The sequence below is a fragment of the Flavobacterium sp. TMP13 genome (genome assembly GCF_050847115.1).
Taxonomy (GTDB): Bacteria; Bacteroidota; Bacteroidia; order Flavobacteriales; family Flavobacteriaceae; genus Flavobacterium.
Genome location: NZ_CP193656.1, coordinates 3,509,523 through 3,534,272, shown reverse-complemented (window position 1 = coordinate 3,534,272; position 24,750 = coordinate 3,509,523). Strand labels below are relative to the sequence as shown.

21 protein-coding genes and 2 pseudogenes are annotated in these 24,750 nt (G+C 33.5%); 9 read left to right on the top strand and 14 right to left on the bottom strand.

What is annotated here, in order from left to right; all coding sequences use genetic code 11:
- Positions 1 to 207: 207 nt before the first annotated feature.
- The 3 genes from ACRASX_RS15250 to ACRASX_RS15240 are packed head-to-tail and all read right to left on the bottom strand — an operon-like array spanning position 208 to position 3,464.
- On the bottom strand, positions 208 to 1,353 hold the full coding sequence (locus ACRASX_RS15250) for a hypothetical protein (RefSeq protein WP_432221845.1): 1,146 nt from the start codon (positions 1,351 to 1,353) through the stop codon (positions 208 to 210).
- Positions 1,354 to 2,487, bottom strand: a complete 1,134-nt coding sequence (glf, locus tag ACRASX_RS15245) for a UDP-galactopyranose mutase (RefSeq protein WP_066305760.1) — start codon at positions 2,485 to 2,487, stop codon at positions 1,354 to 1,356. It abuts the gene before it with no gap.
- A complete protein-coding gene (locus ACRASX_RS15240; RefSeq protein ID WP_432221844.1) occupies positions 2,484 to 3,464 on the bottom strand; it encodes a glycosyltransferase in 981 nt (326 codons plus the stop codon). The genes glf and ACRASX_RS15240 overlap by 4 nt, the downstream gene beginning before the upstream one ends.
- Before the next feature lie 432 nt (positions 3,465 to 3,896).
- Here ACRASX_RS15240 and ACRASX_RS15235 point away from each other — a divergent pair, with 432 nt between their 5' ends.
- Positions 3,897 to 4,211, top strand: coding sequence for a DUF6766 family protein (locus ACRASX_RS15235; protein WP_369815122.1), 315 nt, complete (start codon positions 3,897 to 3,899; stop codon positions 4,209 to 4,211).
- Positions 4,211 to 4,507 (top strand): annotated as a pseudogene (locus ACRASX_RS15230) (DUF6766 family protein). The gene ACRASX_RS15235 and the pseudogene ACRASX_RS15230 overlap by 1 nt, the downstream one beginning before the upstream one ends.
- 172 nt (positions 4,508 to 4,679) lie before the next feature.
- On the opposite strand, the gene ACRASX_RS15225 reads toward ACRASX_RS15230, so the two are convergent.
- Together ACRASX_RS15225 and ACRASX_RS15220 are read right to left on the bottom strand one after the other, a co-directional pair.
- A complete protein-coding gene (locus ACRASX_RS15225; RefSeq protein WP_432221843.1) occupies positions 4,680 to 5,252 on the bottom strand; it encodes a ferritin-like domain-containing protein in 573 nt (190 codons plus the stop codon).
- An 11-nt stretch (positions 5,253 to 5,263) separates the two neighbouring features.
- Entirely contained in the window at positions 5,264 to 7,408 is a 2,145-nt protein-coding gene (locus ACRASX_RS15220) for a catalase (RefSeq protein ID WP_066305756.1), read from the bottom strand.
- 865 nt (positions 7,409 to 8,273) lie between these two features.
- Between ACRASX_RS15220 and ACRASX_RS15215 the strand changes: the two genes are divergently transcribed.
- Positions 8,274 to 8,801, top strand: coding sequence for a GreA/GreB family elongation factor (locus tag ACRASX_RS15215; RefSeq protein WP_231739458.1), 528 nt, complete (start codon positions 8,274 to 8,276; stop codon positions 8,799 to 8,801).
- 822 nt (positions 8,802 to 9,623) lie between these two features.
- Here the strand turns inward: ACRASX_RS15215 and ACRASX_RS15210 are convergent.
- The gene (locus ACRASX_RS15210; protein WP_432221842.1) at positions 9,624 to 9,995 is read right to left on the bottom strand and encodes a hypothetical protein; all 372 of its coding nucleotides are present in this window, start codon (positions 9,993 to 9,995) and stop codon (positions 9,624 to 9,626) included.
- Positions 9,996 to 10,406: 411 nt separating this feature from the next.
- Between ACRASX_RS15210 and ACRASX_RS15205 the strand changes: the two genes are divergently transcribed.
- Positions 10,407 to 10,595, top strand: a complete 189-nt coding sequence (locus ACRASX_RS15205; protein ID WP_082706531.1) for a transposase — start codon at positions 10,407 to 10,409, stop codon at positions 10,593 to 10,595.
- A gap of 43 nt (positions 10,596 to 10,638) precedes the next feature.
- Complete coding sequence (locus tag ACRASX_RS15200; RefSeq protein ID WP_082706530.1) at positions 10,639 to 10,878, top strand: hypothetical protein; 240 nt, start codon at positions 10,639 to 10,641, stop codon at positions 10,876 to 10,878.
- A gap of 877 nt (positions 10,879 to 11,755) precedes the next feature.
- Here the strand turns inward: ACRASX_RS15200 and ACRASX_RS15195 are convergent.
- From ACRASX_RS15195 to ACRASX_RS15180, 4 genes and pseudogenes are all read right to left on the bottom strand, one after another.
- Positions 11,756 to 11,974 (bottom strand): hypothetical protein, encoded by a 219-nt coding sequence (locus ACRASX_RS15195; RefSeq protein ID WP_066305752.1) that lies wholly within the window; start codon positions 11,972 to 11,974, stop codon positions 11,756 to 11,758.
- A gap of 283 nt (positions 11,975 to 12,257) precedes the next feature.
- Positions 12,258 to 13,259, bottom strand: a pseudogene (locus ACRASX_RS15190) (IS30 family transposase).
- A 301-nt stretch (positions 13,260 to 13,560) separates the two neighbouring features.
- Positions 13,561 to 14,469: an IS3 family transposase gene (locus tag ACRASX_RS15185; RefSeq protein WP_432221838.1), complete on the bottom strand. Its 909-nt coding sequence runs from the start codon at positions 14,467 to 14,469 to the stop codon at positions 13,561 to 13,563.
- Entirely contained in the window at positions 14,421 to 14,804 is a 384-nt protein-coding gene (locus ACRASX_RS15180) for a helix-turn-helix domain-containing protein (protein ID WP_432221841.1), read from the bottom strand. Before ACRASX_RS15180 ends, ACRASX_RS15185 begins: the two co-directional genes overlap by 49 nt.
- 222 nt (positions 14,805 to 15,026) lie before the next feature.
- Between ACRASX_RS15180 and ACRASX_RS15175 the strand changes: the two genes are divergently transcribed.
- A complete protein-coding gene (locus ACRASX_RS15175; RefSeq protein WP_066305750.1) occupies positions 15,027 to 16,109 on the top strand; it encodes an IS110 family transposase in 1,083 nt (360 codons plus the stop codon).
- A 413-nt stretch (positions 16,110 to 16,522) separates the two neighbouring features.
- On the opposite strand, the gene ACRASX_RS15170 is transcribed toward ACRASX_RS15175, so the two are convergent.
- Positions 16,523 to 17,443, bottom strand: a complete 921-nt coding sequence (locus tag ACRASX_RS15170) for a hypothetical protein (RefSeq protein WP_066305745.1) — start codon at positions 17,441 to 17,443, stop codon at positions 16,523 to 16,525.
- 148 nt (positions 17,444 to 17,591) lie between these two features.
- Here ACRASX_RS15170 and ACRASX_RS15165 point away from each other — a divergent pair, with 148 nt between their 5' ends.
- Both ACRASX_RS15165 and ACRASX_RS15160 read left to right on the top strand, forming a co-directional pair.
- Positions 17,592 to 19,136, top strand: a complete 1,545-nt coding sequence (locus ACRASX_RS15165; protein ID WP_432221840.1) for an IS1182 family transposase — start codon at positions 17,592 to 17,594, stop codon at positions 19,134 to 19,136.
- 432 nt (positions 19,137 to 19,568) lie between these two features.
- Positions 19,569 to 20,546 carry an IS110 family transposase gene (locus ACRASX_RS15160; RefSeq protein ID WP_066305296.1) on the top strand — a complete coding sequence of 326 codons (978 nt, stop codon included), beginning with the start codon at positions 19,569 to 19,571 and terminating at the stop codon, positions 20,544 to 20,546.
- A 37-nt stretch (positions 20,547 to 20,583) separates the two neighbouring features.
- Here ACRASX_RS15160 and ACRASX_RS15155 read toward each other — a convergent pair whose 3' ends face one another.
- The 3 genes from ACRASX_RS15155 to ACRASX_RS15145 form a co-directional block, all read right to left on the bottom strand.
- Positions 20,584 to 21,252, bottom strand: a complete 669-nt coding sequence (locus ACRASX_RS15155; RefSeq protein ID WP_432221839.1) for a hypothetical protein — start codon at positions 21,250 to 21,252, stop codon at positions 20,584 to 20,586.
- Positions 21,253 to 21,524: 272 nt separating this feature from the next.
- The gene (locus tag ACRASX_RS15150; protein WP_432221838.1) at positions 21,525 to 22,433 is read right to left on the bottom strand and encodes an IS3 family transposase; all 909 of its coding nucleotides are present in this window, start codon (positions 22,431 to 22,433) and stop codon (positions 21,525 to 21,527) included.
- Positions 22,385 to 22,768: a helix-turn-helix domain-containing protein gene (locus ACRASX_RS15145; RefSeq protein WP_432221837.1), complete on the bottom strand. Its 384-nt coding sequence runs from the start codon at positions 22,766 to 22,768 to the stop codon at positions 22,385 to 22,387. Before ACRASX_RS15145 ends, ACRASX_RS15150 begins: the two co-directional genes overlap by 49 nt.
- Positions 22,769 to 22,925: 157 nt before the next feature.
- Between ACRASX_RS15145 and ACRASX_RS15140 the strand changes: the two genes are divergently transcribed.
- Entirely contained in the window at positions 22,926 to 24,470 is a 1,545-nt protein-coding gene (locus ACRASX_RS15140) for an IS1182 family transposase (protein ID WP_432221836.1), read from the top strand.
- Positions 24,471 to 24,750: the final 280 nt, after the last annotated feature.

Below are 24,750 nucleotides of genomic sequence, written 5' to 3'. Positions count from 1 at the left end.
ATTTATTTCCTGGAGGGCTGTATTTCAACGCGATTAGTAGTTAATCTTTTGTGGATAATAAAACTATATTACTAAGAGAACGTAATTGTAGCCGATATGTACTCCCTCCAATTCTAAAAAAGAACTACCATGAAGCAAAACCAATTCGATAAATGAATTTCCGCATTCTTTTTTGACAATTTTCAGTTCATCTAACTTTTCAGTTTTTTATTTAAATAAGTTTCTAACAAAATTCAATATTTTATTATCCTGTTGAAACGCGGATTGTGCCTTATCAACAGCATTTATATATTGTTTATGAGGAATTCGCTCGCCGTTATTATCTAAATCCCATAGCCCGCAATTACTATAGCTTTTTAAATTGTCCCAATCTGGCCTGTCCGTTACGGGATATATGCAAATACCATTCAATTCCACACCATTTTTTATAGCCGTTATACATTCTTCTATGACCTCTTTGATCCACGGGACACGCCCCGTACCAAAATGTCCCGTTTCTGATAGAAAAATTGGTTTATTATAGCGCTCATAGGCACATTGCAATAGAGTGGCGAGCGGTGTTCTACTTTGCAACGGATCTGGCCAGTCTAATGGCTCACCATTCGCTTTCCATTGGCAGTTCCAATAATAATTAAATCCTAATATTTCCAGGTAAGCTTCCGAACCACCAAGTTCAGCACACATTCGTCCCGCTATAATGTCCATAGCTTGAAACTGATGTTCATTGAGATTAAATATATTAACGGGATCTTCAGTTTGATCGGCATGTATTTTTACAAGGGGCTCAACCAAAACAATAACACAATTTGGATCCACCTCCTTTAACTTTTGAATCCCCACAATTGCTGCTTTGCAAAGATGGTATTTAATGTCCCAACCGCTATTGACTGCGAAGGGTACAGTGCCTCTAACGTCGCCAGAGTGCCAGGACAAAAAGCTAATCTCATTTATCGGTACGACGAATAATTTTTGTTTTCCATGAGTCTTATAAAATGTAGCAAATGCAAAGCATAAGGCAGTAAATCGATCACAGAATAAAGGATGAGTGGGGTAAAGACCATCCGGATAACCGAAATGAATAAGATCCCAAATTTGCTGTATTCCATATTTTTCTGCGGCCTGCATGCGATTGTAGACTTCCGAGAAATCAAAAATTCCTGGAGCAATTTCTACAGCGCTCCAACAGATACCTTCTCTAACTGTTTGTATCCCAATCGAACGAAGAGCTTGGTAGTCTTCCTCGATCCTAATATGATGTTGCGTCTCTTTTAAGAGATTAATTCTTTCACCAGAACGGTTGATGTGATCTGCACATTCATAACCACCCATCAAAAAAGTTCTGAATATTTCCATTTATCGTACTGTTTGAATTTTATCCTGTTCTTCTAACTTATAGAAAAGATCCAACGCATTTTTGAAGGCTTGGTCCATATTGAAATATTTATAATTCGCTAGTCGACCCACAAAATGAATATCAATTAGCTTTTCAGCTTCTACTTTGTATTTATCGTAAATTTCCTGGTTTTTAGGATTTGGAACTGGATAATAAGGCTCGCCTTCGTCTACCGTAAACTCTCTAACAACTGTCGTTTTATCTGATTTCTGATTTCCAAAATGCTTGTACTCTATTATTCTTGTAAAATCAACATCAGTACCGGGATAGTTGACCACCGAGTTCTCCTGAAAAAACTCCGAATTGACTGTCTCAATTACAAAATTAATCGAACGATATTCTAGTTTTTCGGTTAAGCTGTGTTTAAAATTAAAAAAGTGATCGACTGGTCCAGTATAGAACAATTTTTGGTAACCGGTGTATTCTTTCTTTACATCAAAAAAATCCGTTTGTAATTTAGTTTCAATATTAGGATTACTTAATATATTTTCAAATAGCTGTGTGTAGCCTCCTTCGGGTAACGCTTGATAAACATCAGAGAAATAACGATCGTCAAAACTGTGACGAACGGGAATTCTATTTAAAACAGATGCATCTAATTCAGCGGGGTATTTGTCCCACTGTTTCTTAGTGTAATGCTTGAACATTTTTTCATAAAGAATAGGTCCCACGCGATTGAGTACCGCCTCCTCGCCGTTCGTAGGGTTTTCAAATGGCGTACGATTTTCTTCTAACCACTTTGTCATTTCTTGCTCGGAGCTTATTGTTGTTCCAAACAACTCATTTACAGTAGTTATATTAACTGGTATGGGTACCCTTTTATCTCCTACTTTAGCAATCACCTTATGCTGCCATGGGTACCAGTTTGAAAATTTATTTACATAAGTCCACACTGACTCGTCATTTGTATGAAATAAGTGAGCACCATACTTTGAAACTAATATTCCATTGTCGTCCACATAATCATAGCAATTTCCTGCAATATGATTTCGTTTTTCAAGGATTAAAACTTTTTTACCTATAGCGGCATATCGCTCTGCTAGAACGGCTCCTGAGATACCAGCGCCGATAATTAAAATGTCTATTTGCTTCATACGGCATAGGTTTCAATGATGGACTGCATTCTGTTAACTGTAGCATCCCACGAAGTTTTTTTAAGAATTTCTTGGTATTCCATTTGTAATGCTGTTGGATCAGTGAGATTAAGTACAGTGGCAATTGCATGCACGAATTCCTCGGAAGTTTCTACAAGGGTAACACAAGAGCTATAATCGCTAACAACGTCTTTTATTTTGGTAGAAATGATCGGAGCGCCCGCAGCTATATATTCAAGGGTTTTTGTTGGGCTGATGTATTTGGTGGAAGCATTTAAAGCGAATGGCATTATCGCAACGTCAAAAGCTTTTAAATAAGCTGGCAGTTGTTCATAAGAACGCATTCCTAAATAAATAATATTTTTAAGCTTTGGCAAATCATCTTCCGATATTTTAGCTAGCGGACCAACCATAATAAACGAAACTTCTGGAAGTAATTTTGCCGTATCGTGTAATAATGAAAGATCTAAGCGCTCGTCAATTACTCCAATATAACCAGCCACAGGCGTTTGAATGTCTGCAATGTCCGAGGGAAGTTCGATATCTTTTAAGGCTTGGGCAAAATGAGGCTCATCAACCGAGCTAGGAAAGCAATAGACATTAGAATGATATTCTTTTTTAGCATCATAAAGTGATTTTCCTCCTGTAAAAACAATATCCGCTACCGCCATCAATTTTTTTTCTTGATTTAATAGTTCATGCGAAGCGTCTTTAAATAGAGAGAGCTCATCCATGCAATCATATATTACAATACCAAAATTCAAGGAATTAAGTAAAGGAGTAAATGACGCAGAATAAAACCAGCCAATAGACACGTTTTGGTTTTTTACATATTTAGGTATAACCTTTTCAATTTCTTCAATGTTTCTTACTTTAGGTTGCAAAACATGAAGTGATTCTGTAATAATCAGTAAGTTCCCTAGGTTTTCTTCTTCATCACTATAGCTAATGGGCTCTTCAATGAAAAGAACCTTCATCGTTTTTGCTAGCCGACTTATAATGTGCTGTGGGCGTTGATAAACAAATTGCCATCTTAAATGACAAAAAACAATGAGATCATACTTAACCGATTGTTTGTTTTTTTCTGTTCGAAAAGTTTCCATCAAACCTTTTTCTTGTTTACTTTTTAGCATGGTATTTTAGGTATTATAAAAAAACGATTAAAATTAAGTTCTTAAAATTTAGTAGATTTTAAAGCCAAAAGTAATTGTATAATTCAGTTAAATATTACAAAAATAAATACTAAATTTATATAATTACTATATTTTGCTATAAATAAAGTGATATAGAATTATTTAATACGTACGTTAAAAAACCTTTTTATTTGCTATTAGTAATTTATCCAATCTTATAGTGTAATATCTGATGAAAAAAATTTCGAATGAAACAGTTTATAGAATGTATTTCTTTTGCTATTTCTAATTTCTTTTTTGGAACAGCTTTATTTTGGACTACAAGAGTACAATATGGAACTCCGTAAACCAACTGGCTCTATTCTTTCTCTGTGCCAGTATTTAAGCAGTGGTCATTTTCTTCAAGCTAATTTTGAAAACTGGGAAAGTGAATTTCGCCAAATGGCCATATTGGTATGGCTGACAATTTTCCTACAACAAAACGGTTCTTCAGAATCAAAAGGTTTTGGTGGATTTGAAGAAGTGGATCATAAACCCTCAACGCAAAATCTGATGCACCTTGACCTGTTAAAACGGCAGGTCTTTTGTTGATGCTCTATAAAAACTCTTTAACGTTGATTTTGTTGCTTTTGGTTGTACTGTCTTTTGTACTTCATTTTTACGGGAGCAGGAAAAACGAAAACACGATGAACACCCTTAATGGACTTCCGATCGTTCAATTTATAGAATATATAACCAGCTCACGATTTTGGTTTGAATCACTATAAAACTGGCCAAGTGAGTTTTTATCAGCTTTTGCTATTGTAATTTTATCGATCTTCCTGCCACAAAAAGACTCTTCACAGTCAAAATCAGTTGATGTTAGTCAAAAAGAAACTAGTGAATAAAAGCACAAATACTGAATTTACTTAGAATTTAGGAAATTACAAAGTTCTCTATTTAAACAACGCATACGTAATTTGCGTTTTTTTGTACTGTACTTTTTTTTAAATAAAAATGATCTGCACGAAGTGCAGATCATTTTCATAGTAAAAACTAAATCTTGTTATGAATTAATTTCTATATAGAGGCCATAATATTGATGGCATTGAGTGCGACATCACTTAAGATACAATCTGACTCTTTCTCTTCAGCTAACGTCTGAGAAAGTAACTTTGCAGCATCATTTTCACCCAACGTTTTAGCATATGCAACTAACGTTCTATAGGTGGCAATCTCGTAGTGTTCGATTTTTTGAGAGGCAGCAATGATGCCAGCATCGCGAACAGCTCCGGGCATAGTTTCTTCTAATATGCTGTCCCCTTCCTTTAATAAACCTGCCATCGCTTCGCATTTTTTACCTACTGCTTTTTCTCCGAGTAATTCAAAAATTTTTTCAAGTCGAGTAAGTTGATTTTTAGTAATAGCAAGGTGGTCTTTTATTGCCGATGCCAGGCTTGGAGCCGTAGCATTGGTCGCCATTTTCGGTAGCGCACCAACTAAAGATTTCTCGGCCCAGTAAATATCTTTTAAGCTGTCAATAAATAAATCCCTCAATTCTGCGGCAGCACCGTTACTAGGCGGGACTATAAACGAGCCATTTTCATTTTCATCTTGCAGTTTATTTTCCTTCGGTTGGTCTGAATTTTTCATGTTATTTCAATTTAATTATTATACAAATTTACTTCTCTTTCCCAAAAACGGTGTTTTCCCATAGCTGCAATAAATTCTTGTACAAATTCCGCAGACGCTTTTTCAGTTGTTAAAATAATTCCGCCGTCTTGATTATTCATTTTAGATGCAAAAGGAGCTGCGTTTACTACTTGGGATCCTTGGCCGTCAGCAGCAATTACTTTACAATGTCTATAGGCATCATTTAAAAACTCACTGACATCTTCATTTTCTGTTAAAGCACTCAAATTTAATCCGTCTGGAATATACACTGCGTCAAACAAAACCGATGATGTTGTTAAGAAACTAAAATCAACAGGAATAGCTTCATTTTCGTCTGTTATCAAAGTACCTAGATGGGGTGCAACAACAAATCCTTTAGCATCCTCTTTTATCAGCGCAATTTTCATATTGTTAACGCAAGCGGCAGAAACTCCTTCAGCGCATAAAATAGCCACTTTTCGAGAAGATATTGTTGACGAATTGGTTGGATTTTTTACCATAGTTAATGCGTCTGAAGATTTTACTGACTGTTCATTCGTGGTAGATTCCTGTTTACCATTTTCATTTTCAGGAGACACGCCGTGATTCAGTGGTTTTTCTAGTATGGGTGGCACTGTTGCACCGATGCCAATAGCAACTTGTTCAGCAAGTTGTCTATCTACCTGTGATAAAAGACCAAGCATTCTTACGCGTATAGCTGTAGTTTCTACTTTTCCAAGTTCAAAGCGCAATGCTTTTACAATATGACTTTTTTCTGTGTCTGTTTGGCTATTAAAAAACAATTTAGCTTGTCCGAAGTGGTCGTTAAAACTTTCGCTTCTACCTCTTATTTTATGAGCTTCGACGCGTTCGTCAAAGCTTGAAAAACCGCCTTCACTTATCATTGCTTGATAGGGGCATCCACCACCAAGAGAATTTGGATGGTAACTTACTCGACCTGTATTAATTTCTTGACGCATATGGCCGTCACGTTGGTTATTATGAACAGGGGCAATACTTCGATTAATTGGTATTTCATGGAAGTTAGGACTTCCCAGTCTTGATAATTGTGTATCCGTATATGAGAATAATCGGCCCTGTAGTAAGGGGTCGTTGGAAAAATCTATACCAGGTACGACATGTCCCGGGTGAAAAGCAATTTGCTCGGTTTCTGCAAAAAAGTTGTCAGGATTTTTGTTAAGTACCATTCTACCAACTATAGTTACAGGAATAATTTCTTCAGGAATTAGTTTAGTAGGATCAAGAAGATCAAACTCATATTTATTTTCGTCTTCTATTGGAATAATTTGAACGCCTAATTCCCACTCTGGGAAATTTCCCATTTCAATTGCTTCCCATAAATCTTGACGGTGAAAATCTGAATTCTTACCTGAGATTTTTTGTGCTTCGTCCCATGTTACTCCATGAGTACCTAATTTTGGTTTCCAATGGAATTTTGCAAATACGGATTCATTCGCTTCATTTATTAATCTAAAGGTGTGGACTCCAAAGCCTTCCATCATTCGTAAGCTACGAGGAATAGCGCGATCGGACATTATCCACATGACCATGTGCATAGACTCTGGCATTAATGAAATAAAATCCCAGAAAGTATCATGGGCTGATGATGCTTGTGGTATTTCAGTATCCGGTTCTGGCTTAACTGCATGTACAAGGTCCGGAAATTTTGTCGCATCCTGAATGAAAAATACAGGCATATTATTGCCGACCAAGTCATAAATTCCTTCTTGTGTGTAAAATTTCACTGCAAAACCTCGCACATCACGAGCAAGATCAGTAGAACCCCTAAAGCCTGCCACAGTTGATATCCTTGCGAAAATGGGCGTTCTAAGTCCTTTTTCTTGTAAAAATCCTGCTTTTGTCAGTTCGGGAATCGGATTAGTAACTTCAAAGAAACCATGCGCACCAGAACCGCGAGCATGAACCACTCTTTCTGGAATTCTTTCGTGATCAAAATGAGTTATTTTTTCTCTAAGAATAAAATCTTCCAAAAGAGACGGTCCCCGTTCTCCTGCCTTTAAAGAATTGTTATCGTCATTAATTTTGACCCCTTGGTCGGTGGTCATAAATTTATTGGTTCCGTCAGATTTGTTTTTCGACAGATCTCGTTGCTTACCATTCTGCGAATTTTCCATAAGATTAAGTGTTATTGATTACATAAAAGAAGATCAAATATATACAGAGACGATGAAAAAATTTTATATTATAATTTAATTTTTTTATAAAATTAACATCTTATAATTCTGGAATTTACGGAATTACAATAATTAGTACGGAGATTATATTTGGTAAGTTCTTTTCATATTAGGATATCTTTTAAACCAATATTTGTTTATCAAAATAATTTTTTCATAATTTATTTTTAGCGTTGTAATGAACCTAAGGTTCTAGGATAGGAATAATTTTCAGTTGAATAGGTATACTGCATAGGTCACAATTATTTAGTCTTTCATAAGAAATCTAATTTCCCATGGCTTCTATTTCACTTTGTTTATCAAAATGCTTTAGAAGTACCCTTTTATATTTTTCTTAGTGTAGCTGGTGGCTTTCAATAGTTCAGTGATATACATTTTCGTACTATATTTGCATAATTCTGAAATATTAACGTATTAGTTCCAAGTTATTTTGATTGTATAATTTTAATTCGAAAGCCTTTCCACGCATCTATTTTGGAGGTTTTATAATTGTATTTTAAGCTCTTTTAATTCAGTATATTGCTATTTGGCAAAATTATTTGAGCTACGCGTTGAGGGCATCGTACTGTTTTGACAAAGTTTTATTACTCTTATTTAATTAATTGTTATGATCGATCCTTTAAACAGTCGTAAAGAATTTTTTTTTTACTACTCGCGATGTGATAAAATCGCAATTACTATAAATATTTTTAACTTTAGCAATTGCATGATTTTTCATAAGATTGAAAAGCGCGATACTAAAAATTGTACAATTATAAAAACTTTTTTTTTAAATCGAATTCATATTCTTAACTTTAGGTATAATATGCCGGCGAGCGATAAGGGAATTACGATGAGTAGAGGATTTGTTAAAGAAAGTGATCAGGAGGAATTACCATTAGTACCGCCACGAGCTGATTTACCAATGGGCACAATCAATTATGTTACAGAGTTAGGTTATCAAGACTTACTTTTAGAACGCGATAATATGATTCACGAACGCGATAATCTTTTAATTTCAGATGAAAATGAAAATCGAATCACTGTAAATTTTCTTAATGCTAAATTAAAACTGCTACTCGATAGAATTTCGACAGCGAAAATAGTTAATCTTTCAAAACAGCCAAAAAACAAAATACGTTTTGGAGCGGAAGTTTGTTTTAAGGTTGATTCAGACCCTAAAATTCAAAACTATCAAATTGTTGGCGTCGACGAGGCAAATATTCCAAAAAAGAAAATAGCATTTAATTCGCCTATCGCGAAAATTCTTATTGATAAGAAAGTTGACGATGTTGCGGTATTGCAATTGGAAAAAGTGCGGATAGAATTTAAAATTTTGTCAATAACGTACTGAGAAATGAATTTACTATTCAAAGTTAAAATTATTTCTTAGCTATAAAATTGTGTAATATTCGTAACTCTGCGTTACATTATCCGTTATTGTTCTCGCGCCATACTTAGTTAATTAATGGCGAGGGTGAGTAATTTCTGTTAAACGAAAATACGATAAGAAACGGTAATTCACTACATTTGCAAATTATGCAAGCATTTATGTAAAAGCGTAATTGTGAGCATACTAAAAAACGAAAGGCGGGTTCAAGGACCTATCGCAACAAGTCCATCACTTAATTAGCTATTCAATGCTAAAGTATTTGCGGAATATTGGCGTTAATTTCAGAATAATTTTTCTGGCTTTTTAAGGAGCCAAAAGTTATTTTCGAATTAATTTAACGGATACAATTTTTTTTTAAATTCTTGCTCCATCATTTGGTTAGGAGTTTTGTATCCAAGCACCTTTCTGGGTCTACCATTAAGTCTGTCTTGTGGATGTTTTAGTTATTTTAGAGTTATTGTATTAAAGTTAGTCCTTTTGGGGAAAAAGCGCTTGATAAATCCATTTGTATTTTCGTTGGTTCCCTTTTTCCCAGGAAGAATAACGATAAGCAAAATATTTGTCTATACTTATTTTATTTGTGAGCCATTGATGATAACTCAATTACATTCCGTTATCGTAAGACATTGATTTTATTATATTTTCAAGTAATTTGTTTATGGTGGTAGCAAAAGCTTTGGTAACTGTTTTTGACTTTGCGTTACTTCCACTAAACTATACCTAGCTCAAAATGGCTGTGGTGCGATCGTCTTTTTCTATACTGCTTTAATTCTAATGCTCTTTTTATTCTTGGTCGATTATATCGTTGCAAAAAAAAATCGGATAAACATTCAGGATAACATTTAGAATGATTAACAATAATGATTCAATAAAAGTAAATTTAGTAATCACATAAATTGTAAAACAATTTACAACAATAAATATTATTAAATGTCCTACTTCAGATTGTTTGATTTTATATTTTAAATTAATCAAAGTTTCCAAGTTTCCATTAACGGGATTTGCCTTTTTGTTAAGTTTCTCCCAGCCGACCAAAAAAAGCAGCCTTCGATAAAAGTTTATTCCAAAATTTTCATAAATTTTTCCGCGGTTTTCCCATTTTTTTTCTAAATAATATTTTGATAAAAGTTTTGATTTCAAAGTTTCTAGAAACATCGAAACGCAAAACATTAGCATAAAATTTAATATCCACGCAAATGTAAAGTCTACAATTTTAAACTTTAGTGTAATCACATATGTTAGTACGATCGTTAAAATGATGATGATAGTAAGCAATATATTTTTTTCATATGGAGGTCTTTTTAAGAGGTCAAACAACGTCAGTATGTTGAAAAACGTAGGTTTTTGTCTTAACAAATATAGTTAATGCGTTAATGAAACTAGGATTTTTCGTCTTTTTATCTGTGTAATATATCTCAGGAAACTTAGGTAATAAGCTGCGCGTATTACAAGTTAGAGGATGCTATTAGTGCAGATAATCAAGCTCGTCTATTGAAGTGTTTGGATCTTTCTTGGATTTATCGAAGTTGTATTTTCAGTTCAAACCGTTAAAAAGAAAGGAACCAAATTTATAATAGCCGGTTATTTCTAAAAATCTATTTATATGGCTATGTTAATGGTTTAAGAATCAGCCGTAAATTATTGAAAGAATATTTTACAAACATAGGAATGCATTGGTTATTAGAGTGTAGTGGCCCCAATAACTATACTATTTCTGATTTTAGAAAAACAACCCTATCGTCTTCAAGAACTTAATCAAATTCTTTGTTGGTTTTGTGAAAGATTTCGATTTATTAGGTTGTTAACAATTGCTATCGATGTAGCTAAGAACCGAGCGTATTACACTGAGAAAGCCAACTTCAGCCTGAAGAAAAGAGAGAGGCACTTTTCCAATAATGTAGATAAAAACCAAGAATATTTATTTGATTTAGAACAAAACAACGCTCAAAAAAACAATACCAAAATCACTAATATTCAAGCCCAAATAGAGCGATTGAATACGAATAAAATAAGTTATGAAATCGTACAGGAAAAATAAAAAGCGAGCAGCAAACCCCAAATCAGTACTACCGATCAAGATGCACTAGCACTTTTGGAGTAAGGAGTAGTGGTCGAGGTGATTTACAACATATAAGCCGCGATGGACAATAAATACAACTAATGATGAGACAAATTCCACAAGGCAATACTAAAATATCGTCAGTGGTTTTTAATCTCACGGCTAATTTTAAATTCGAGCTTGCGCTTGCAAAATTTGTAATCCGTTCAGTATTGTCTTTTTTTCAAAAATTTTATTACCACCGGACATAAATTTTCCGTAGAAGCATTTTCAGACATGCGATATACAATTCTCCGTAAGATGAGAATCCTTCTAATATTCTAAATTTTTCTTACAAATTTCTAAGGTTTTCTATGGATCTCCGGTAACTATTGTACACGGTATTCTAAGCTAATAAATAATTCTTCTGAGTCAATTTTAATTATGCTTACATCCTAAATTTGTAAAATTAAAAACGTAATAGATTACTGTTGAAAATCTTTAAATTTATTTTTACTTTCTAATTTATTGCAAAATATTAAAGATGGCTTTCGCTATCACTTAAAAAATAACTATGATTAAAAAAATAATAAAAGACAAATATCTCATAAATACAAAGCCCGACAAATATGATTTGAGAGCTTTAAGGGTGACGTGGTTTGGTATCGGATTTGTAACATCCTTCATTGCAATGATGGTAATATTATATTGATGTGAGAAAATTAGTTAAAAAATCAAGAGAATTAAAAGAAATCGTCTCTGATGCTACTCGAACAAAAATTATAGAGCAGTGGCGTTTCAGTAAATTAAATAGTATATCGAATATTTCAGCGAAGTTTGACCTAAAAGCAACCACTATTAACACTATCATTAATAATTACTTATCAAAGAAAATTACATCGTGAGTGATTGGATTTTTATTTTTTTTTGCATAAGAACCAAACTCGTCGCAAACATTGAAAAGCACTTTATGTGATTTTTCAAACTCTTCAAAAGTGATTACATTATTTAAGAGTTTTAAAATCACACTTTGAAAGTTTTCTTCGGCTCTTTGTATTTCGACAACTTTGGTAAACGGTTTCGTAGCTGGTATCATAAGGAGTAATCTTTTTGTAAAATTAGATTATTTTCTTTTTTACGCCTTTGGAAATCCTGTTATTAATTGTAACAATACTGATATTATGTATTGAAAAAGTGTTTAATTTTTAGTCAACCTATTTTAGGACGACGCACGCGTTTGGCGGATTCAAGTTTCTAGCGCAATTTCTTTGCGATTAAGTTTTGCCTTATTTTTCCAATTCAGAAAGCAATTTTGATTGTCTCTAGGCTTTCTAAATTCAAAAAATAAAGCTACTATATTATTTTTAATTATTGGCTATTTAGATAAAATTTTGATTCATATATAATCTACTAATTGTGTTTAAAGGATAATCATATTCTAGTGTTTTTCTTGGTCTTTCATTGAGCTGATTTTGTACTTCTTTAAGTTGCTTTTTTGTGACTAAATTGAAGTCTGTTCCTTTAGGAAAATAGTCTCTAATGAGGCCATTTGTATTTTCGTTTGTTGGTCTTTCCCAAGGACTATATGGATGCGCAAAATAGACTTTTACTTTGCTGTTTTTAGTAAAAGTTTTGTGTTGCGCCATCTCGGTTCCATTGTCATAAGTTAGCGAGAGTTTTAAGTTGGTAGGAAGCTTTCTAGATTCACTTTCAAAAGCTTTTCTAACAGCTGTGGAATCTTTCTGTTTTAGGTGAATAATTATTAAAAACCGAGCGGTTCTTTCTACTAGAGTTCCAATGGCACTTTCTCTGTTTTTCCCTAGTACCAGGTCGCCTTCCTAGTGCCCTGGTATTTCTCGATTAAGTACTTCAGCAGGTCTTTCATCTATACGAATGGGATCTTTAATAGTGGTTCTTTTATCAGCTCCTCTTCTGGTATTTCCACGGTACTTTCTTTTTTGTTTAAGTTGTGAAATGAGTATTTTTTCCACCTCTTTTTTGGGTTGAATATAGATGTGATAATAAATACTTTCGTGTGAAATTTGCATTGTTGAATCGAATGGATAAAATTGTTTTAAAGCATCAGAAATTTGCTTTGGAGACCAATGTAATTCTAATCGTGAATATACAAAATTTTTAAGTTTGGGATTGGCATTAATTTTGGACATTCCTAATGGTCTATCTAGTAGATTATGAACATAATTTACTTCCGCTTTTAGGTTGTTATAAGGCTCATTTTTAACTCTTTTTCGTTCTCTAGAAATAGTACTTGGATGAACTGATAGAGTAGTGGTAATTTGTTTATTATTCTTGCCTAAAGCGATTAGTTTTTCAATCTCAATTCTATGATCTCGATTGAGTCTTTTGTAAGCTGTTTTGATACTACAATTTTATACATTTTTTGGTTATAAAATTGCGTTAGATTCCACTCTGCTGTCTTGTCCTAGTCTAGGTTGACTATTTTTTTATTAAAAAATAGGTTCAAAACTATAAAATTGGTTTACCAATTTAGGGTTAGGTTTTCAAGTTTTCTATTCAAAAAAAATGAAGATTAAAAGAAGGAGCATTTTTGAAAATGCCCTCTTCATTTTCTTTGACTATGTTTTTGGCACTATTCGAGTTGCTCCTCAGCATTGCTCGTTTCCATCCTCACATAGTGATACAATAGTAGTAAATTGGAGTTTAAACAGCAACTTTTTTTACTTTTTTATAGGATTTATTTATCTGTTTATCGTATTGTAAATGAACGGATTGTGGTGTTTTTAGATCTAAACTCCAATGTGTTCTTTCATTATTGTAAATTTCGACAGCTTCTTTGGTCATAGCTTTAGCTAGTTGAATTGATTTTAGAGTTCTTTTTAGTCCAAATTCATATTTTAATATTCCGTTTATTCGCTCTGCAATTGCATTTTCATAAGGGGCATATTTTTGAGTTGTACTTAATATAAAACCTTTATTTTCAGCAAATTCACTATGATCTGGACAACAATATTGTATGCCTCTATCACTATGATGAATGATGTTTTTATGGCTAAAGACACAATTTTTATGAGCCATTTTAAGCGCATTTTTCACCATTTCTACACGCATGTTATTCTCTAATGCCCAACCCATTATTTTTCTCGAATACGCATCGGTAACTAAAGCTAAATAGGCGTGTCCTGCATCGGTTTTTATATAGGTTATATCGGCAACAAAAACTTGTTCAGCGTGCGTTATTGCTAGATTGTATAGTAGGTTAGGGGATTTGTAATAGAAATGTTTAGAGTCCGTTGTAATGTGAAAATGTTTGGTTCTTTTTATGAACAATCCTCTACTTCTAAGCAAATCAAACAAGGCATCTCTGCCCATTTTAATGTTGTTTTGAATAAATTTTTCTTGTAAATGATCTAAGAGTTTTCTAGTTCCTGTCCCTGGCATTCTTTCACGTATTTCCAAGACAAAATCAATCACAGAATTGTTGCGAATTTCTTTAATTTTATAGGAGGCAATTCTTTGATAATAAGCTTGTTTGCTTAACCCGAGTGATTCGTAAATCCATTTTATTTTAAAAGCTTTTTCTTTTTTTTCTGAATTTCGTTCGCTAACCACTCGGGCAAGTACTTTTTTGAAAGTTCTTCCCCCGTAATAGATTCAAATTCAATAATTAACTCTTGTTGAAAAGCTTTAACACCTTCTAAATCTTCTATTTTGCTTTTTAGTTTACGAATTTCATCGTCTTTGCTAATGCCTTTGTTGGTTTGCTCGTAATTGGTTAGTTTTTTCATCCAGTATTCGATTGTGCTTTTTGAAATATCGTATTTTTTAGAAGCGAAATTTAATGAAATTTGTCCGTTGTTGATTTGTTGAATTACAAAAAGTTTGTATTCAAAACTTACTTGTTTGCCGTTTCTTTTTCGGATAGGTTGATTTTCGGATGTTTCCATTGGTTACTAAAGGTGTTTAAGTTTTAGTCAACCTATTTTAGGACGCGACATGCGCTAACATTAGGCATAACGTTCTCGCGCCTTGCGCCGTTTGCGACTTACGAAGACGAGTATTTTCGGCTAAACGAAAATACGATTAAAAAACGGTAATTCCACTAAATTCGCAAATGGCGCAAGCATCTATGTAAAAGAATAACTTTGAGAATACTAAAAACGAAGATTATGCAATTACATGACGCTCAAGCTACACCAAAGTTATTCATTGGATTGGACATTCACAAAAATAGTTGGACAGTTTCTATTCAAACCGATTTGTTTTTTCACAAAACCTTTTCGATTCCTTCTGTTTGTGAGGACTTGTATCGATATGTTGAGAATACTTTTCCAAATTATGAAGTTGATTTGGTTTATGAAGCAGGCTGTTGTGGATTTTCTGCAGCGCGTTATTTTCTTAATTTAGGTTGGAATGTTTTGGTAGTTAATCCAGCCGATCTTAAAACAAGTGATAAGCAACGGTATCAAAAAACAGATTCATTAGACGCTAAAGACTTATCGAATCAATTGAAATTAGGTATCTTAAAGGGAATCTATATTCCCAGCGAAGCTCATGAACAGTTTACCACTTTAGCGCGTCATCGTACTCAAGTAACAAAGCGACTACGTCAAAGTAAATCTCATATAAAAAGTATGCTTTTGCTCCACGGAATTAAAATCCCTTCGGAGTTTGATAATTCGAATTGGACTAAGGATTTTATAGTTTGGTTGGAAGGGGTAGAGTTTAGTACTTCTTGTGGTAAAATGGCTTTACAGGGGAAAATTAGAATGTACCAATTTATTAAATCCGAGTATCTCGAAACTGCCAATCAAATGCGGAAGTATTGTCGAGAGTATAATAAGAAAGATTATAATCTTTTAAAGAGTATTCCAGGAATTGGCGGTTTTTTAGCGAGTGTTATTTTGGCAGAATGTGGAGATTTGCGTAGATTTAAAAAGGAATCTCAATTTAGTTCCTTTATCGGATTAGTTCCTGGAATTTACAACAGCGGCGATAGTGAGAAATGTTTAGGAATTACCCCAAGAAGTCGATCTCAGCTCAGAAGTTATTTAGTAGAAGCAGCTTGGATTGCTATTCGAAAAGATGCCGAAATGCAAGCATATTATCGAAAACATCAAGGTAAAAACGTAAAAAATATTATTATAAAAGTGGCTCATAAAATGGCCAGAAGAATTCTTTCTGTCGTCAAAACAGAAACCCCTTATCAAATAAATAAAAATTTAATTTTAGAAACTATATCACCTTCTTAATAAGCTCAAAAATATACAAGAAAAATAGACTACAAAACACACGTGGTGGCTCGTTAATAAAGAGACCACACGCGCCAAGCAGGTAGCTATTTTATTATTCTTACAATCATACCGATGCTGGTGGCTATTTACTTAGACCACATATAGGAGCAGGAGCCTTAAGAATTTAAAAAGAAAGTAGATGAAATAAAAGAGAGAAATAATTCGTGGCATCATTGATAAAGTGAGCCTAACTTTTATGTCCCAGCCTTCGGCGGACAAAAGTTAGTTGCCCACCTTACCAACAAGCCATATTACGACGTATTTTAATCAATAAAAAACAACATATAACCCTCATCTCAAAGTTGTTAATAACTTAATCGTGCTTTACATAGGAGACGTGTGTTACCAGACGTAGCTTTTTTAGTTAATCTTTAGTTTTCGCCAGCTGATAACATTTTTATTCCTTCAAATTCAGATAAAAGCTTTTGATTATTTACTAAATTAGATTCTAGTACAATCTGTTTTGGCATTACTTTCATTCCTATTAAATCATCTGTTCTCGTTTTAATCATATGAATATATTCTGTAGCTTCTTCTTTAGTAATAACACCGTCTTCTAATTTTTTCATTATTTCGGCTCTTATTGATAAACTTTCCAAAAGTGTATTTGATTTTTGTGCTTGTTTATAGAACCTATAATTTGCCATAAAATCCCAGACTTCTTTGAAAATTAAAAATAAAGATTTTGCAGTTTCAACTCCTGTTTTAACACCAATATTAGTGTCACTTCCACTATCTAATAAGACAATTTCAGATTTCTCTTCCTCATCTGATATTTTATTTATTATTTCAATAAGTTCATTTAAAGCACTTAAAATCTTAATGTATTTTTCAGTTTCAAGTCCTTCTCCTTCTATAACAATTTGAAATATTATAATTCCATCATCAATATCTTTATTTAAGTCTTCACTTAAGTTTTTTGTGTCCAAAAGATTTTTAGAAAGTTGTAAAGTTTGAACTAATGTGTTGTGAAAATTAAATAATGAAACTGCATATGGATAAGGAATAATATTAATAGCAGATGTTTTTTTTAGAGTTACTGCTAGAGCAGAAAGAATTGACTCAGAGTATATTTTCTCGGCTTCTAATGTTGTCAATATTTTCTCATAGCGAGAATCATACCTAATACTATCATAACCACTTTTTGACTGAAATAATATAGGTACAATGTTATTATAACTATATTCAGCGTTAGGACTTGTAAATCCTGCTTTATATTGTTGAACAATTTCTACTGATTTAAGCTTAGACGTTAAATCTTCTAAATTTTTAATGAAATCAATTTTTTGCATATTTTAATTTTTAGTCGGCTTATTTCAGTATTTCCCCTCATTTTTTGGGCTATGTCTGGTAACGTCAGTCTGTGAAAAAACCTCTGTTTTTACTCAAACAAATATAGCAAGCAGTTGAAATAAAGTACTAAATTTCGTATTTTTAAGGATGCAACACATCAGAGGAATTTCGCGCAACCAAATGACCATTTCTTCATTAGAATCTAGCATTTCTACTGATAATCCCATCCGATTCATCGATGCTTTTGTAGAGCATATTGATTTAAAGGCATTAGGTTTTGAAGTACAAATACTAAAAAGCGAAGGTCGGCCTAGTTTTGAAACCAATATTTTTCTCAAGCTTTATTTGTACGGCTATCTCAACGGCCTTCGTAGTTCTCGAAAACTCGAAAAAGAATGCCTGAGAAACATTGAAATGCAGTGGTTATTAGAAGATATTCGTCCCAATTATCACAGTATATCCGACTTTAGAAAATGCAATCCAGCAGGATTAAAAAAACTCTTCAAACTTTTTGTTTCCTTTTTGAAAGATGCCGATTTAATTGCTGGAGAAACCATCGCCATTGACGGCACAAAGTCCCGAGCACATAACAGCAAGAAAGCCAACTTCAGCCAAAAGAAAATAGAGAGACACTTGGCATATATTGAAGAAAAAACCCAAGAATATTTATCTGATTTGGAACAAAACGACACTCAAGAAAACAATACAAAAATCACTACTATTCAAGCCAAAATAGAGCGTTTGAAAGCCAATAAAATCAACTACGAGCTTTTGGCTGAAAAACTAAAAGAAAGCGGGGAACCCCAAATTAGTACTACCGACCAAGATGCACGAGCTCTTTTGGTACAAGGAGTAGTGGTAGAAGTGAGTTACAATATTCAAGCAGCGGTTGACAATAAACACAATTTAGTAGTTGCCACCCACACTATAAATCGTAATGACCTTAACGCATTAGGCGCAATTGCTTTGGAAGCCAAAGAAAATTTAGAAGTAGAAACCTTTACGGTTTTAGTAGACAAAGGCTACCACAATGGAAGAGAAATCGCTCAATGTAAAGAACATAATATTACGACAATTGTAGCACATCCTACTCCAGGAAGAAGTAAAGAAAGTACTATACAACCCGAATATTTGGTAGCACAATTTCAATACAACAAATCCGACGACACGTATACATGTCCCCAGGGAGAAATCTTAAAAACCACTGGAAGATGGCACAAGAAAAGCGGTAGAACTGAACAAAGCGGTTATCAATTTAAAAAATACCGAACACCAACCTGCAAAGAATGTCCTGTAAAACATTTATGCACCAGCAGAACAACAGGACGGGAAATCGACCGAAGTGAGTATGCGGACGCTGTTGAAGAAAACAACAAACGCTATCAAGAAAACCCGCAATTGTACCGCACGAGACAGGAGATCAACGAACATATATTTGGTACTATCAAGCGACAATGGGGTTACAACCATACCAATTTAACGGGTCTTGAAAAAGTAAACGGAGAACACAGTTTAATTATGCTAGTTTACAACATCAAACGTAGCATAAATATTTTGGGAGTACCGGATTTAATTGCCAAAATCAAGAACTGGAAGTCACCCTACAAGATCAAAGTCTTGTTTTTATTAAAAACGAACTATTTAAAGCCGAAATCAGGATTTGTTTTCTTTCCACTTCAATTTGTAGCCTAAAAAAACAGGCTTCTTAAAAGGCTTTATTTGGATTGTAGTAATACCAATTGAGGGCATATTAGAGGAAAAAGAAGTTTTTTCACAGCCTGACGTCTCGGCGCTTGCCGTGGTTGGGGACATAGGAGCAGAGTACTTTCTGCCGAAACGAATATATGAAAAAAAACGCTAATTCCACTAAAGCCCCAATCACGGCAAACGGCTCCTATGTTTGTAAATTCATATATTTAAGTACTTAAAAGTTAAAATAAGAAAGAACAAAATGAGCAGAGCAAGATAGGCAAACGGCTTAGGCATTATAGCTTCACTAACATGATTATCCCTGCTCATTTCTTGCTTCAAACCGTACAGTTTATTTGAACATAAAGTTCGTGTTAGGATCGTTGGTTGTTGTGCAAGAGTTTGTTCTCTTAATTAAAAATAAAATTATATAAAATGGAAGAGAAAAACAACTATTGTGGTATTGATGTTTCTAATGAAACCTTAGATGCTTATTTTAAAAACAAGAAGGGAATTGAACAACATTTACAAGTGTCCAATTCGGTAGCTGGATTTAGAGAATTGCTTAAAGAATCTGGCAAGGAGATCCATTTTGTTATGGAATCCACAGGAGTTTATCATTTGCGATTTATCTTCTTTTTGAATAAAAAAAATATAAAATTTAGTGTGGTAAATGCACTTCAAATCAAGCGTTATATCCAGATGCATTTAGAACGTAATAAATCGGATAAAAAAGATGCCAAACACATCTATGAATATGGATTAAATCGCAATCCAGAATTGTATCAAATGCCTGATAACACTTACTTTGAGTGCCGTTCATTAAACAATGCTATACATGATTTAACCAAGGAAATAACCAAATTTAGCAATCAGATTCATAGCTTAAAAAAGTGTCCTTTTGATACAAAATCAGTAGAAAAAAGCTTTCAAAAAATTATCAAAGAACTAAGACAAGAGAAGCAAAATATAGAACTTGAATTACAAGAGAAACTAGTTCAATGGGAGGGAGAAACACTTAAGTTAGTACAGAGTGTAAAAGGAATTGGAAGTAGGGCTTCAGCCGAATTAATTATCTATACCAAGGGGTTCAAAGACATGAATTCTTATAAACAATTGATCTCTTATGCCGGTTTGAGTCCGACCGAATATCAAAGTGGAAGTAGCATAAGAGGACGAGTCAGAATATGCAAACAAGGAGGTAAACAACTGCGTAATATTTTATATATGTGCGCCTTAAATGCGAAGAAAACCAACTCCCATTGTCGTGATTTATATGATCGATTAGTGGCTAAAGGGAAGAACAAAAAAGCAGCTCTAATTGCCGTATGCAACAAGCTGCTTAAAATTGTATTTGGAGTAGTAAAAAACAGAACTTTATACCAGGATATTTATTTGCAAAAAACGACGTAAAAATTAGTTTTTTTACACAGTTCATGTTACCAGCAGACTATTTTATTAGATTTCTTTTTTTCTCCATTTTTAAAAACTTAATTATGAAATAAAGAAAAATTCCACCCAATAATAATTTCAATAGCGCATTCCAATAATTGTATGGTTGAGCAATCTGTTTGATTTCTTCAGAATTATTTATTTCAATTGATTTGAAAAATTTTTCTTTGTTTAGATGATTATACGAATCTACTTTTGAATAGACAAATTCATAAATAATACCATTCAAATGTAGAATTAAACTTTGCCCAATTTCTTGATCTGAATTTTCGCCCTTAAATATCAATTTATAAGCCAAATAATTATTCAAATTTATTTGAGTTGTGTCTTTAATGTACATTCCTTTTTTAGCAAAGCTATTCAGTTGTCCAGCTATAAATCGTTTATATTTTGCTATTAAATCACTTTGACTTTGTGGAAGTTTTGGTTCTAATTCATCATCAGCTAAAACTTTCAATCGCATCACTACATAAGACTCTTCTTTTGAATTTAAGTAATATGCTTTCAGAGTTGTTTTTAAAGTTTCATTAAGAGTATCCGTTTTTGCAACATTCTCAAGTGTTTTTGGTTCACTTGGAAATTTAACCGTAATATTTTCATCAATTGTTGTTTGACTAAAAATAATTCCTGAAAATAGTAAAGTTATAAGTATTAATATTTTATTCATAAATCTTCTTATGTTCCTGATTCTTGTCTTGTCCTAGTCTAGGTTGACTATTTTTTTATTAAAAAATAGGTTCAAAACTATAAAATTGGTTTACCAATTTAGGGTTAGGTTTTCAAGTTTTCTATTCAAAAAAAATGAAGATTAAAAGAAGGAGCATTTTTGAAAATGCCCTCTTCATTTTCTTTGACTATGTTTTTGGCACTATTCGAGTTGCTCCTCAGCATTGCTCGTTTCCATCCTCACATAGTGATACAATAGTAGTAAATTGGAGTTTAAACAGCAACTTTTTTTACTTTTTTATAGGATTTATTTATCTGTTTATCGTATTGTAAATGAACGGATTGTGGTGTTTTTAGATCTAAACTCCAATGTGTTCTTTCATTATTGTAAATTTCGACAGCTTCTTTGGTCATAGCTTTAGCTAGTTGAATTGATTTTAGAGTTCTTTTTAGTCCAAATTCATATTTTAATATTCCGTTTATTCGCTCTGCAATTGCATTTTCATAAGGGGCATATTTTTGAGTTGTACTTAATATAAAACCTTTATTTTCAGCAAATTCACTATGATCTGGACAACAATATTGTATGCCTCTATCACTATGATGAATGATGTTTTTATGGCTAAAGACACAATTTTTATGAGCCATTTTAAGCGCATTTTTCACCATTTCTACACGCATGTTATTCTCTAATGCCCAACCCATTATTTTTCTCGAATACGCATCGGTAACTAAAGCTAAATAGGCGTGTCCTGCATCGGTTTTTATATAGGTTATATCGGCAACAAAAACTTGTTCAGCGTGCGTTATTGCTAGATTGTATAGTAGGTTAGGGGATTTGTAATAGAAATGTTTAGAGTCCGTTGTAATGTGAAAATGTTTGGTTCTTTTTATGAACAATCCTCTACTTCTAAGCAAATCAAACAAGGCATCTCTGCCCATTTTAATGTTGTTTTGAATAAATTTTTCTTGTAAATGATCTAAGAGTTTTCTAGTTCCTGTCCCTGGCATTCTTTCACGTATTTCCAAGACAAAATCAATCACAGAATTGTTGCGAATTTCTTTAATTTTATAGGAGGCAATTCTTTGATAATAAGCTTGTTTGCTTAACCCGAGTGATTCGTAAATCCATTTTATTTTAAAAGCTTTTTCTTTTTTTTCTGAATTTCGTTCGCTAACCACTCGGGCAAGTACTTTTTTGAAAGTTCTTCCCCCGTAATAGATTCAAATTCAATAATTAACTCTTGTTGAAAAGCTTTAACACCTTCTAAATCTTCTATTTTGCTTTTTAGTTTACGAATTTCATCGTCTTTGCTAATGCCTTTGTTGGTTTGCTCGTAATTGGTTAGTTTTTTCATCCAGTATTCGATTGTGCTTTTTGAAATATCGTATTTTTTAGAAGCGAAATTTAATGAAATTTGTCCGTTGTTGATTTGTTGAATTACAAAAAGTTTGTATTCAAAACTTACTTGTTTGCCGTTTCTTTTTCGGACAGGTTGATTTTCGGATGTTTCCATTGGTTACTAAAGGTGTTTAAGTTTTAGTCAACCTATTTTAGGACGCGACATCTGTTTAGTTTGCTGGTAACGTCAGTCTGTGAAAAAACCTCTGTTTTTACTCAAACAAATATAGCAAAACAGTTGAAATAAAGTACTAAATTTCGTATTTTTAAGGATGCAACACATCAGAGGAATTTCGCGCAACCAAATGACCATTTCTTCATTAGAATCTAGCATTTCTACTGATAATCCCATCCGATTCATCGATGCTTTTGTAGAGCATATTGATTTAAAGGCATTAGGTTTTGAAGTACAAATACTAAAAAGCGAAGGTCGGCCTAGTTTTGAAACCAATATTTTTCTCAAGCTTTATTTGTACGGCTATCTCAACGGCCTTCGTAGTTCTCGAAAACTCGAAAAAGAATGCCTGAGAAACATTGAAATGCAGTGGTTATTAGAAGATATTCGTCCCAATTATCACAGTATATCCGACTTTAGAAAATGCAATCCAACAGGATTAAAAAAACTCTTCAAACTTTTTGTTTCCTTTTTGAAAGATGCCGATTTAATTGCTGGAGAAACCATCGCCATTGACGGCACAAAGTCCCGAGCACATAACAGCAAGAAAGCCAACTTCAGCCAAAAGAAAATAGAGAGACACTTGGCATATATTGAAGAAAAAACCCAAGAATATTTATCTGATTTGGAACAAAACGACGCTCAAGAAAACAATACAAAAATCACTACTATTCAAGCCAAAATAGAGCGTTTGAAAGCCAATAAAATCAACTACGAGCTTTTGGCTGAAAAACTAAAAGAAAGCGGGGAACCCCAAATTAGTACTACCGACCAAGATGCACGAGCTCTTTTGGTACAAGGAGTAGTGGTAGAAGTGAGTTACAATATTCAAGCAGCAGTTGACAATAAACACAATTTAGTAGTTGCCACCCACACTATAAATCGTAATGACCTTAACGCATTAGGCGCAATTGCTTTGGAAGCCAAAGAAAATTTAGAAGTAGAAACCTTCACGGTTTTAGTAGACAAAGGCTACCACAATGGACGAGAAATCGCTCAATGTAAAGAACATAATATTACGACCATTGTAGCAAATCCTACTCCAGGAAGAAGTAAAGAAAGTACTATACAACCCGAATATTTGGTAGCACAATTTCAATACAACAAATTCGACGACACGTATAGATGTCCCCAGGGAGAAATCTTAAAAACCACTGGAAGATGGCACAAGAAAAGCGGTAGAACCGAACAAAGTGGTTATCAATTTAAAAAATACCGAACACCAACCTGCAAAGAATGTCCTGTAAAACATTTATGCACCAGCAGAACAGCAGGACGGGAAATCGACCGAAGTGAGTATGCGGATGCCGTTGAAGAAAACAACAAACGCTACCAAGAAAACCCGCAATTGTACCGCACGAGACAGGAGATCAACGAACATATATTTGGCACTATCAAGCGACAATGGGGCTACAACCATACCAATTTAACGGGTCTTGAAAAAGTAAACGGAGAACACAGTTTAATTATGCTAGTTTACAACATCAAACGTACCATAAATATTTTGGGAGTACCGGATTTAATTGCCAAAATCAAGAACTGGAAGTCACCCTACAAGATCAAAGTCTTGTTTTTATTAAAAACAGACTATTTAAAGCCGAAATCAGGATTTGTTTTCTTTCCACTTCAATTTGTAGTCTAAAAAAACAGGCTTCTTAAAAGGCTTTATTTGGATTGTAGTAATACCAATGTGAGGGCATATTAGAGGAAAAAGAAGTTTTTTCACAGCCTGACGTCTTGGCGCTTGGCGTGGTTGGGGAATTTTGAAACCGAGTATTTTCGGCTTAACGTAAAGGTAATAAAAAAACGCTAATTCCACTAAATTCCCAATCACGCCAAACGGCTGTTGAACTAAACCTTCGGTAGTGTTTTGGGTGAAAATGTTAGTCCTTTGTAAAAATACTAAAACTTTTTACATGGGT